The sequence below is a fragment of the Prochlorococcus sp. MIT 0701 genome (assembly GCF_000760295.1).
Classification (GTDB): Bacteria; Cyanobacteriota; Cyanobacteriia; order PCC-6307; family Cyanobiaceae; genus Prochlorococcus.
The window spans coordinates 124,326-136,087 of sequence record NZ_JNBA01000039.1; the positions used below are offsets into that span (position 1 = coordinate 124,326).

At 48.6% G+C, this 11,762-nt stretch carries 12 protein-coding genes; 9 read left to right on the forward strand and 3 right to left on the reverse strand.

Annotation, left to right across the window (positions count from 1 at the left end):
* The first annotated feature begins 13 nt into the window (after positions 1-13).
* From htpG to EV12_RS10865, 6 genes are all read left to right on the forward strand, one after another.
* On the forward strand, positions 14-1,924 hold the full coding sequence (gene htpG / locus EV12_RS10840) for a molecular chaperone HtpG (RefSeq protein ID WP_036915206.1): 1,911 nt from the start codon (positions 14-16) through the stop codon (positions 1,922-1,924).
* A gap of 66 nt (positions 1,925-1,990) precedes the next feature.
* A complete protein-coding gene (rpmB, locus tag EV12_RS10845; protein ID WP_011130073.1) occupies positions 1,991-2,227 on the forward strand; it encodes a 50S ribosomal protein L28 in 237 nt (78 codons plus the stop codon).
* A gap of 197 nt (positions 2,228-2,424) precedes the next feature.
* Positions 2,425-3,693: an ABC transporter substrate-binding protein gene (locus tag EV12_RS10850; RefSeq protein WP_036915207.1), complete on the forward strand. Its 1,269-nt coding sequence runs from the start codon at positions 2,425-2,427 to the stop codon at positions 3,691-3,693.
* On the forward strand, positions 3,690-4,556 hold the full coding sequence (locus EV12_RS10855; protein ID WP_036915208.1) for a carbohydrate ABC transporter permease: 867 nt from the start codon (positions 3,690-3,692) through the stop codon (positions 4,554-4,556). Before EV12_RS10850 ends, EV12_RS10855 begins: the two co-directional genes overlap by 4 nt.
* Entirely contained in the window at positions 4,553-5,371 is an 819-nt protein-coding gene (locus EV12_RS10860) for a carbohydrate ABC transporter permease (RefSeq protein WP_036915209.1), read from the forward strand. Before EV12_RS10855 ends, EV12_RS10860 begins: the two co-directional genes overlap by 4 nt.
* Positions 5,368-6,336, forward strand: coding sequence for an ABC transporter ATP-binding protein (locus EV12_RS10865; RefSeq protein ID WP_036915211.1), 969 nt, complete (start codon positions 5,368-5,370; stop codon positions 6,334-6,336). The genes EV12_RS10860 and EV12_RS10865 overlap by 4 nt, the downstream gene beginning before the upstream one ends.
* A 109-nt stretch (positions 6,337-6,445) precedes the next feature.
* Here the strand turns inward: EV12_RS10865 and csaB are convergent, their stop codons facing one another.
* On the reverse strand, positions 6,446-7,510 hold the full coding sequence (csaB, locus tag EV12_RS10870; protein WP_036915212.1) for a polysaccharide pyruvyl transferase CsaB: 1,065 nt from the start codon (positions 7,508-7,510) through the stop codon (positions 6,446-6,448).
* 72 nt (positions 7,511-7,582) lie between these two features.
* Between csaB and EV12_RS10875 the strand changes: the two genes are divergently transcribed.
* The 3 genes from EV12_RS10875 (at position 7,583) to psaK (ending at position 8,549) form a co-directional block, all read left to right on the forward strand.
* Positions 7,583-7,885 carry a DUF2499 domain-containing protein gene (locus tag EV12_RS10875; protein ID WP_036915213.1) on the forward strand — a complete coding sequence of 101 codons (303 nt, stop codon included), beginning with the start codon at positions 7,583-7,585 and terminating at the stop codon, positions 7,883-7,885.
* Positions 7,882-8,220 carry a DUF3593 domain-containing protein gene (locus EV12_RS10880; RefSeq protein ID WP_036915214.1) on the forward strand — a complete coding sequence of 113 codons (339 nt, stop codon included), beginning with the start codon at positions 7,882-7,884 and terminating at the stop codon, positions 8,218-8,220. Before EV12_RS10875 ends, EV12_RS10880 begins: the two co-directional genes overlap by 4 nt.
* 68 nt (positions 8,221-8,288) lie before the next feature.
* A complete protein-coding gene (gene psaK / locus EV12_RS10885) occupies positions 8,289-8,549 on the forward strand; it encodes a photosystem I reaction center subunit PsaK (RefSeq protein ID WP_011130065.1) in 261 nt (86 codons plus the stop codon).
* A gap of 21 nt (positions 8,550-8,570) precedes the next feature.
* Here the strand turns inward: psaK and EV12_RS10890 are convergent, their stop codons facing one another.
* Positions 8,571-9,788: an NAD(P)/FAD-dependent oxidoreductase gene (locus tag EV12_RS10890; protein WP_036915737.1), complete on the reverse strand. Its 1,218-nt coding sequence runs from the start codon at positions 9,786-9,788 to the stop codon at positions 8,571-8,573.
* A 4-nt stretch (positions 9,789-9,792) separates the two neighbouring features.
* Positions 9,793-11,727, reverse strand: coding sequence for a 1-deoxy-D-xylulose-5-phosphate synthase (gene dxs, locus EV12_RS10895; protein ID WP_036915217.1), 1,935 nt, complete (start codon positions 11,725-11,727; stop codon positions 9,793-9,795).
* Positions 11,728-11,762 lie beyond the last annotated feature (35 nt).

Sequence of the window (11,762 nt, forward strand, 5' to 3'; positions counted from 1 at the left end):
AACAGTGAAACCAATGACTGTGCTGGAAGAAGGTCAGATCCAGATTCATACCGAGAATATTTTCCCAATCATCAAGAAAGCCGTTTATTCCGGCCACGAGGTTTTCTTGAGGGAGCTAGTCAGCAATGGCGTTGATGCAATAAGCAAACGACGCATGGCTGCCATAGCAGGTGACTGCACTGAAGTTGAAGAAGGAGTCATTGATATCAAGATTGACCGAGAAGCAAAGACACTCACTATTTCTGACAACGGAATCGGCATGACAACCGATGAAGTTAAGAAGTACATTAATCAGGTTGCATTCTCAAGTGCAGAAGACTTCCTTGAAAAATACAAGCAGGAAAGTGACGGAATTATTGGTCATTTTGGGCTTGGTTTTTATTCGTCTTTCATGGTATCGAAACATGTAGAGCTAGTCACTAAGTCTGCTTGTTCCGATAGCAAAGCTATTCGTTGGAGTTGTGATGGCTCACCAAAATTTAACATCCAAGAGGCCGAACGCAATGAGGCAGGAACCGATGTCATCCTTCATCTAATGGATGAAGAGTTGGAATATATTGAGCCAACTCGAATCCGTACTCTGATCACAAAATACTGTGACTTTATGCCTATTGAGGTAAAACTCGAAGGCGAGTCAATTAATAAACGAAATCCACTTTGGAGACGCAACCCAAGAGAAATCACTGATCAGGAGTATATTGATCTCTATAATTATCTATATCCATTCCAGGGTGATCCTCTTCTATGGGTACACCTGAATACTGATTATCCCTATAACCTTCAAGGTATTCTCTATTTTCCCAGAATTGGTGGTCGCGCAGATTGGGAGAAAGGTGAGATAAAACTCTACTGCAATCAAGTATTTGTCAGTGATTCAATTAAAGAAGTAGTACCCCACTACCTCCTTCCCCTAAGAGGCGTGATCGACTCACCTGATATTCCGCTTAATGTCAGTCGTAGCGCATTACAAACAGACAGACGCGTTAGATCTATTGGCAATTTTGTTGCAAAGAAAGTTGCCGATCGGCTGCGAGGGTTAAAGGCGGAGCAACCTCTTTTTTATGCTGAAGCATGGGATGCGTTAGCACCCTTCGTCAAAATAGGATCAATGGAAGATGAAAAGTTTGCTGATCAAGTAGCCGATCTAATCATGTTTGGCACGACTGCTCTGCCTTCAACAGAACCAGATGGGGCCACTCCAGATCCAATTCCTTGTGGGGAAAAAGCCTTCACTACGCTGAGTGGATACCAAAGTCGTCTGAGTACAGAAGCAAACAATCGCATTCTTTACTGCACGGATGAAGTGGCCCAAGCGAGTGCCCTCAGCTTATGGACTTCACAGGGTGCTGAAATTCTTAAAACCGAAACGTTTATAGACAGCCAATTCCTGCCATGGCTTGAAGCTCGCCATAACGACCTTCGATTCCAGCGCGTTGATGCCGAACTGGATGACACTCTTAAAGACGACAAACCTGAACTGACTGATCAGGAAGGAGAGACCAAGTCTGAAAGCCTGAGAACTCTACTGAAGCAAGCCCTAAATAACGACAAGGTGACCATACAAGTACAAGCCCTTAAGGGTGATAACGCACCTCCAGCAATGATTTTGTTACCAGAACAGATGAGACGTATGAACGACATTGGAGCTCTCATGGATCAAAGGCTGCCAGGTCTTCCCGAGCATCATGTCCTTCTTGTTAATCGTCGTCATCCACTTGTGGAAGGACTTTTGAAACTCAAATCTGGATCCGTGCTGGTCAGCACCTCAGGTGTGTCCCCAACCGAAACCTTGGCACAAGGCTTAGCCCGTCACCTATACGACATGGCTCGCCTCGGAGTAGGAGGTTTGGAGCCCAATGAACTTGCTGGATTCCAAAGCCGTAGTGCTGAGTTAATGGGACAGCTAATGGATCGAGCTTTTTAAAGGAGCAGAGGGTTTGATAAAATCTTTGTTTGGGTTCAGCGCCCTAGCTCTGTAGAGGATCAAGACATGTCCCGGGTGTGTCAGCTCACTGGAACTCGCGCCAACAACGGCATGGCTGTGAGCCATTCCCACATCCGCACAAAGAAGCTGCAACAGGCCAACCTGCAACAGCGGCGCCTCTGGTGGGCTGAAGGGAACCGTTGGTTGAAACTACGTGTAAGCACCCGTGCACTGAAAACAATCCAAAAAAAGGGTCTTGGTGTCTATGCCAAATCGCTAGGGATTGACCTGAACAAGATCTAATCACTAAATAATTCAACAAACTAGTTACCATCAAGATGCTGGGGCATGGCATTAACTTGTCTGATATTGCTAAGCATGCACAGAAGAGAAGAAAATAAGCATGTGATAATGATTGCTACTTTCGACTCATACACAGTCAAGGATTGGACAGCGGAGCAAACAAAAAGTTTGGTTGACAAAATAGAAACTACGCAACCATGATGAGAAGGATATTTTCGAAAATAGCTCTTCTGTTCTCTTTGACCAGCGTTGCACTATTTGCAAGCTGGGCCCTGAGCTCTCACCCTATTCAGATCAACATCTTGATGCCAGCTCCATTTGCTGAGTCAACAACTGATCTTGTCCAACAATTCAACAATGATCAACACGGCAAGATCAAACTTCAGGTGACTCGAGGTCCACTTGAAACAGAATCAGTCTCTGATTTAGCAATCAGCAGTCTGCTTTTAGGTAAAAGTCCATTCGATGCACTTTTAATTGATGTGACTTGGTTGCCGAAATACGCCGCCGCAGGATGGCTTACACCCTTGAATCCATGGATCGATCAACAAGAGATTGATTCCATTGCCCCGGGGGCAATGCTTGGAAATCATTTCGACGGGAAACTTTATCGATGGCCGCTTGTGGCTGACATGGGATTGCTTTATTGGCGGACTGATTTGATGAGTGAACCACCGCGCACCCCTGAGGAACTCATTAAGGTTAGTCTTAAACTCCAAAAAGAAGGCCGTGTTGCTAATGGCTATGTCTGGCAAGGCCGCCAATATGAAGGCCTAAGTTGCGTATTTCTAGAAGTTCTTGATGGATTTGGAGGACAATGGCTTGAACCCGGAACCGATAATGTTGGCCTTGACAGCTCCGCAAGTCTTAAGGCTGCAAGTTGGTTGCGTGAACTGATTAGCAGTGGAGTCAGCCCCGAAGCAGTGATCAACTATGCCGAAAATGAAGCTCTTCAAGCCTTTAAGTCTGGAGATGTTGCGCTAATGCGTAACTGGCCTTATGCCTGGGGAGAACTTCAGAAGCCTAACAGCGATGTTAGAGGCAATGTTGGCGTAACCACGATGGTTGCTAGCGATCACAATCGATCCACATCAACCCTAGGCAGCTGGGGCTTCTCGATCCTCAAGGGCTCATCGAATCCTGAAGCTGCAGCTGAGGCCATTGCCTTTCTCACATCAACATCAGCACAAAAAAAACTATTCACCAACGACAGTTATACCCCAACCAAAACAGAACTATTCAAAGACCAAGAGCTGCTCTCAAAATCACAAATTCTTCCGGAGCTTGCTAAAGCCTTACAAAGCACTGATCAACGTCCAGCAACCCCTCTTTATGCGCAGATCAGTGATGTATTACAACGAAATTTAAGTTCAATTTTAACAGGCCAATCCAGCGTCAGCTATGCAATGGCCAACGCCCAAGCAAACACCGAGAAGATTCTTATGGCGGCAAGAGAAACTAAATGATCCAATTGCTTCTAATCCCGGCAGCTCTATTAATTGCGTTGGTCTTTGGTCTCCCTCTAGTTCGTTATTCCTGGTTGAGCTTCCATGCTGATTCAGTCCTGACAGGCTTAGTTGCGATTCCCAATCATGGTGCGAATTGGCTTCGCCTACTGCACGACCAACGCTTCTGGCAAGACACCTATCAGACAGCCCGCTTCGCAACCGTTTCAGTCAGCTTAGAACTATTACTTGCTATAGCGATAGCGCTTTTACTCGATCAGCGTTGGCGTGGTCGAGGTGTAGTAAGGGCCATAAGTTTGCTCCCATGGGCACTGCCAACTACTGTTATGGCTCTTGGCTGGCGTTGGATCTTTAATACTCCTTACGGCCCTATTGAGCAGTTCGCAGAACTGATTGGATTACAACCTCTAAACATCCTTTCGAATCCAAATATCACCTGGCTTGCCACGGTTGTTGGCGATGTCTGGAAGACCACGCCATTTGCTGCTCTGATTCTTTTGGCTGGCTTGCAAACCATTCCCAATGATCTCTACGAAGCTTTCTATCTCGAAGGTGGCCATCCACGTGCCGCACTATTTCAGATCACCTTGCCGCTCTTGCAGCCTTATTTACTCCTTAGTCTTTTATTTCGCCTCGCTCAGGCCTTCGGCATCTTCGACTTGATTCAGGTGATGACTGGTGGGGGTCCTGCAGGAAGCACGGAAAGCCTTGCTTTATATGCTTATTTAAACGCAATGCGCTTCCTCGATTTTGGCTATAGCGCAACAGTAATGATCAGCGGGTTTCTTCTTCTAGTTCTTGCCTGTCTGCTTGTTTGGCTGATCTTCCAACAGGCCAGCCATTGGCGAGAGGCAATTAAATGATGCGTCAGCGAAAGCTTTGGATCACTGTTCTCCTGCTTTGGTCGTTAGCGCCTCTGCTTTGGCAGCTCTACACATCCTTTTGCACCCATGAAGCTCTTCTGCAACCATTGGCTGAGCACAATCAGCGTTGGACTCTTGACAACTATCGCCAGGTATTGACAGCTAACCCTCCCTTCTGGCGTTATCTATTGAACAGTGTCATCGTTGGCATCGGCTCAACATCATTAACACTACTAATAGCCATTCCAGCCGCCTATTCTCTTTCAAAAGTCTCGCAGAATGTTGCCAGAGTGGCCAAATTTATACTCCTTGGTGCGGCTCTATTTCCATATGTTCTGCTTTTTTTGGCGTTATTAGAACTTGCAAGGAGTTTCAACCTCGGAAACAATTTGCTTGCGCTCAGTTTTCCCTACGCTGGCTTGTCGATGCCCTTGGCTGTGTTGCTGCTTTTATCAGCCTTCCGCGATCTACCTTCTGAACTAGAAGAAGCCGCGAGGCTTGAGGGTTTGGACCTATGGCAGAGATTGCGCTGGGTATTGATTCCCCTAATAGGTCCTGCAACCGCAAGCACTGCCATCTTGGTCTTTCTCTTCTCCTGGAACGAATATCCAATCGCATTGACCTGGATTAGTAGAGCAGATCTGCTCACACTTCCGGTTGCTATAGCACGAATTGCAGGTTCATCGGTCTACTCAATTCCCTATGGCGCTTATGCAGCTGCCACCGTTCTAGGTGCTCTGCCACTGTTATTACTCGTGCTCATCTTTCAGCGACAGATCGTTTCCGGTCTGACACAGGGAGCGATTAAAGGATGAATCTTATTCTACAAAACATCGGTCGCCGTTTCGGTAGTAAATGGATTGTTCGTCATCTAGACCTTGAAGTGGGCGAGGGTGAATGCCTTGCCCTACTTGGCCCAAGTGGATGTGGCAAGAGCACAACTCTCAGGCTGATAGCTGGACTCGACCAGCCCAATGAAGGTTCGATCACTATCGCTGGCGAGGATGTCACGACGGTGTCACCAGTTGACCGCCGCATCGGCATGGTCTTTCAGAGCTATGCATTATTTCCCCATCTCACAGTTTTCGCCAATCTTGCGCTTGGTCTTCAGGTTCGTGGAATAGCAGCCAGTGATCGCAAGCGACGAGTGGCATCTGTTCTGGCATTAATGCAATTAGAGGATCTTGCAGAGCGACATCCGGCAGAACTCTCAGGTGGTCAACGTCAAAGAGTGGCCCTCGCCAGGGCTCTGCTCAGAGACCCTCTGGTCTATTTACTCGATGAGCCAATGAGCAATTTGGATGCTCAGCTGCGCGAAGACCTACGACCTCAGTTACGCCATTTGATCCTTAAAGGCAGTCAGCCCGTTGTCTACGTCACACACGATCAACATGAAGCAATGGCAATGGCACATCGAATTGCCGTAATGCGAGACGGAAAGATAGAGCAAATCGGTACTCCCCAAGAGCTCTACCACAATCCATCATCACTCTTTGTTGCCAGCTTTATAGGACGCCCCCAGATCAATCTTCTGCCAGCAGAATCAGGCATTATCAAAGCAATTCGACCAGAACATCTTCAACTAAGTTCAGAAGGGATACCTTGCCGTCTTGTCTATAAGGAATGGCTGGGAACATCCCAGTTGCTCATTCTTGAGAGCAACAGAGGTCCACTAAGGATGCTTTGCGCTAGCGAGATCTCAATTCCTGAGACCATTAAGATCAATTGGCCCCCAGAAAAGGAGCATCAATTTGATGCTAGTTCAGGAGAACGATACTGACAATAGCTCACAAAACCTAATTAGAAAAAATATACATAATTATGTTGATCATTATTGTTCACATGTCATTGTTATGGCTAATAATAATCAAACAAGTGAAACTTAAACGTTAATCAAAGATCTTATTTAGTGTCATACTGTGTTGAGAAGCTTGTTTGCGGATTGCTTCGATCTTTCCAAGGTCAGGAGAAACATCTAAGGCCTGCCTCCATAGTCCAGAAAGCAAACGAATATCAGGTAACGATTGCAAATCAGTAAATGGCACATTTGCCATCACAGCTGCAGATGACACCTTCGGGTCGTAGCTCAGTGCCACTGTGGGACTACCAGCCAATTGGGCCAGGATGAGTGCATGCAATCGCATAGGCAGCACCAATCTGGCCATCGTGAACTGATTCATAACCTCTGTTAGTGAATCAAATGCAAAGGATTGACTTCGTGATCTCAAGCTGGAACTGATCAATCCTTGCCTATCTAGTTGTCGGAATAGCTGTTCATCCTGACGTTGATGAAAAGCAAGCCAATGAACTGGAGCATCAATATCTCTGAGAGTCATCTCAAGGGCTTGGAGCAAATGCTGCCAGCCAAAGCGATCAAGCATTGACGTGGGACGCCAACAAAGCACAACAGCTTGGCCACCCTCCCAGTTCCTAGAGGGAAGTTGCCAGACTGGATCTGGTGCCATCAGCATCGGAGAGGGTAGGCACCATTGCTGAGCAAGCTGAAAAGAGTCTGGGTCTCTCCAACTGATCGCCTGCACCCTACGTAGAACGCTCTTAACCATCCATCGACTCAAGCGATGACGGAATGGCCCCAGGCCCTGGCCCCAAAGCACAACAGGACCCCCACGTTGTTGGGCTATCACAATCAAGATCAGGTAATAGATCAGGCTCTTAAAACTCGTGCTGTCCTGCAGCAAGCTGCCGCCACCAAGAATCAAACCCTGAACTTGAAAAAGTGCCCTAATGGTCTCGAGCAATGAGCGTCGGTTAATGACTTGAGCCTTCGGAGCTAAGGCCTTAATGGCATTTGAATCATTTGCCGTGATCCAAGGCTGCAAATGTGAGGGAAGCTCCTGAAGTAAAACCTGCAAAAGAGCATCATCGCCAAGGTTGTGCTCGCCGTAGTAGCCGCATAACAGCACTGCCTTGCTTTGCTTTGCCTGAACTGCCATAGCCAAGCAATAGCTGAACTAAACATTAACGGCGACCAAGCCTCCCTAGGCTGCTGCCATCGAGCGAATCATGTGCACGCCCTATCTCTAGGCACCTGGTGGATCCACCTCGCATCCTTGTTCGAATGGATGCTTGCGATTGTGCTGGTGGTGCAATGGGGGAAAAGGAACCAAAGCAGGGCAATGTCATGGTTGGCTCTAGCAATGCTCCCCAACTTGGTGAGTGCCATGACAGCCATCACCTGGCATATTTTTGACAACAGCAAAGCCCTTAGCGGAATTGTTGTGCTTCAAGCTTGGCTAACGCTGATTGGTAACTGCTGTTTGGCCGCAGCAACCTGGAATTTGGTGCGTTCAGAACGACAGCAATCATGATTTTTGCCACTTCTACTGAGATTTTGAACGCCTTCATTGATATGGACCCAGGACCTCTATATGGCCTTTCGTTAATTCCCTATCTCGCTTTCCTGTGGTGGGCTCAACAGAGCAAGAGCTTGCCACGACTATCCATCTGGGGATTCCGGCTCACTCTTCTTTTTGTGTTTATGACAATCATTTTTGCGATCCTGGCTGATCAAATTTATGGACTTGAACTGGTTGAAGTTGATGCTTTCCATGGGGCAGCAGAAGCCTTTCTGGTGCTAAGCGATGCCCTCGTGGTTTTGGGATTTATTCGTGCTGGCCAGCGACAGGTGGTGAAAAACTCTTAAGAGGTATGGCTTGTGTGCCAAGAACTCCGATCAATGTCGCACAATAAGGCGTCGCTTCCACGGTCTAAATGTTCACGCACCTCCTGGCTGCAGCTGCTCCTTCCACATTCACCTGGTCGCCTGCGGTGGGCATGGTGATGATCGCTTGCAACGTGCTCGCATTTGTCATTGCTAAGGCCAACATCGAACACCAAAATGAAGGGTTCGACATGCCTAATAACAAATTCTATGGAGGCATGAGCCACGCCTCCGTTGTCGGATCCCAATGCTTAGGCCACATCCTTGGCATGGGCACAATCCTCGGATTAGCTTCACGCGGCGTTCTCTGAACAGCACTAGGGCTGGCGAATTCATCGCCAGCCCATTAAATAAGGAAGAAGGCGGAGTCCGTAGCGCTCAAAGCGGTATTCGAACAACAATCGGCTCAGATCTTCAGCGCTGACTCGCATTGACAGCCCATTGATCAATCGTGCAAGGCGTCGATCGCCTTTTTGATCGCATAAACCCCACCATGTTCGCTTTGCCAAGCGACCTGAAAGATTCCAGCGCCAACCCAAACGAAGACGCAGGAGCCGTTCAAATTGCATCAAGACCTTGTTGTCTTTGTCTTGATTTGAACTGCATGGGTGACAGCAGGCTTCAACAAGCAAAGGAGTAAGCACCTCTGCACTAACGAGAGCATGACGGATGCCTTCTCCGCCAAGCAAATTGGCAGTACTAATAGCGTCGCCAACTCCAACAATCCTGCCAACAACGTGCGCTTCACTGCGCCTTAAACTGCTGCGCAAGATTCCGCCATGTCTATCGATCACTGGTAGCTCATCAAGCTGGTTCTTGATAAGCAGGCGGTTCAAGATGCTGCTCATCGGTTCGAGGCACTCCTTCAGTGGTGGAGGCAGACGACAAACTCCTACCTTCAACTGATTACCGGCCATGGGAAAAATCCAGCCATAACCATGTTGAATCCACTGGCATCCCAAAAAAAAACAAACCCGGTCACGCCAGAGAGCTGTTGTTTTTTCATCACCCTGCAGGATCCACTCAACGCCAGCCCCTTCAAGCATGCCATCGGTATCAGAAGGCTTGGATGCTGCAGTTGAACCCAATAAAAGGCGACGATGACCGGTGGCATCAACCACCCAGCTCACTCTCCTTGTCTGACACAACCCATTTGGACCAATCAATTCAACGTTTGCGCCGTCATTGACCGTAAGAACGGAGTGAACACGCCAACCCAATAAAAATTCAACACCTGCTTCTATAGCTTGCTGCCAGAGCTGGTGACGTAGCGAGCCGAAGTTGAGAACCACGCCAAGGTCATGTTGAGACCACCATTGATGTTGTATTCCGTCTGGATCCACCAACTGCCAACCATGCCAATGGCTGGCAATCGCTTCAGCAGGTATGCAGAGATCAGAGACCGCCTGGATAGGGATGGCAGCACTAGAAAAAGCATTCTGATTGGCTGCTCTTAAGCGTTCAACAAGAGTGACCGCAATCCCTTGGCTAGCGAGTCGTTGTGCAAGCCGAGCTCCTGCTGGCCCTGCACCTGCCACCAAAACAGTCAATTGATCAGGTTGACAAGGCCTGCGATGCTTCCTGCCCAACAAGAGAAGGCTTCGAATTCAAGCAAAAGTGTTCTTGAATCCGTTCAGACATCTGTGTTGGTGTGAGACCCAGCGCTTCCCGGCTCTGTTGGGGACTGGCATGGTCAACCAATTGATCAGGAATTCCAATTCTGAACGTTGGGACCAAAACATCTTGATCACTAAGGGACTCAACAACAGCGGCACCAAAACCACCCGCAAGAGCACCCTCCTCCATCGTGACAACACGACCAATGCGACGGGCTAAAGGATGAATCAAGGATTGGTCAAGTGGTCTTAGGAACCGAGCATTAATTACGGTGGCCTTTACGCCTGCTTCCTGCAACAACTGAGCTGTGATCATGGCAGCAGGCACCATCACTCCATAAGCAACGATTAAAAGATCATCACCTTCACAAAGCACTTCACCTCGGCCAATTGTCAAAGGCTCCCAGCCTTCATCAAGCAGAGGTACACCCTCGCCTGATCCCCTTGGAATACGCAGAGCAGTAGGGCCTTGATGCTGAAGACATGTCACCAACATGCGTTGAAGTTCAGCCTCATCCTTGGGCGCCATCACGGTGAAATTGGGAATAGCGCGGAAATAACTGATGTCGTACTGACCCTGATGGGTCGGTCCATCAGCGCCAACAATGCCTGCGCGATCCATCACAAAGGTGACTGGAAGGTTCTGAATACCCACGTCGTGGATCAATTGGTCGAAGGCTCGCTGCAGGAATGTGCTGTAAATCGCCAGCACAGGCTTGAGACCCTCGCAAGCCATCCCAGCAGCAAGAGTTACAGCATGCTGTTCAGCGATACCTACATCGATGTATTGCTCAGGAACAGCCTTTTGTAGTAGGTCAAGACCGGTACCTGTGGCCATCGCAGCTGTGATCCCAACGACAGTGCTGTCCTGCTGACAAAGCTTGATGAGCGTCTCGCCAAACACCTTGCTGTAACTCGGTGGTTTCTTTCCTTTTGAGGGAAGAGCCTTACCGGTAATGAGATCAAACGCTGATTGGGCGTGATAGCCAACTTGATCTGCTTCGGCATAGGGATAGCCCTTGCCTTTGGTCGTAACAACATGAACGAGTACAGGGCCACCAACCTTGTGAGCCGTCTCAAAGGTTCGAACCATCCGTTCAATGTCATGGCCATCAATAGGGCCCATGTAGGTAAAGCCAAGCTCCTCAAAAACAGCCCCTACCTTCGGCACGGACAATCGACGCATACTGCCCTTGAGTAGATCGAGTTCAGCAGGCAGTTCGCCTCCCATGAAAGGGAGACTCTTAACCCTCTCCTCGACGCTGTCCGAGATGAACTGCACAGGCGCACTGTGGCGCATGCGATTTAGATGGGTCGACAACGCTCCTACTGGCGGAGAAATCGACATGTCGTTGTCGTTGAGAACAACCAAAAAAGGTGTGTTCGGCATATGGCCGGCATGATTAATCGCTTCTAGAGCTATGCCGCCAGTAAGAGCCCCATCACCAATGACAGCTACGCATTTGAACGATTCACCACGACGCTCACGAGCAACGGCCATGCCGAGTGCCGCTGATATCGAAGTACTGGCATGGCCAGCACCAAAATGATCGAAAGAACTTTCACAACGCTTCAGATAGCCAGCGACACCACCCTGCTGACGCAAGGTATTGAAGTCGCCATATCGACCAGTAATCAGCTTGTGGGGATAAGCCTGATGGCCGACGTCCCATACAACTCGATCATGATCTAGATCAAGAGTTTGATAAAGAGCAAGGGTGAGTTCAACAACACCTAGCCCAGGCCCCAAATGACCTCCACTGGTGGACACCACCTCAAGATGGCGTTCCCGTATCTGACGTGCTACATCCTCAAGCTCAGCAATGCTCAAGCCATGAAGCTGATTCGGATGGGTTAACTCGCTCAGACGCATTCGCGTTCCTGTCCCACTCCAACCCATTCAATCTA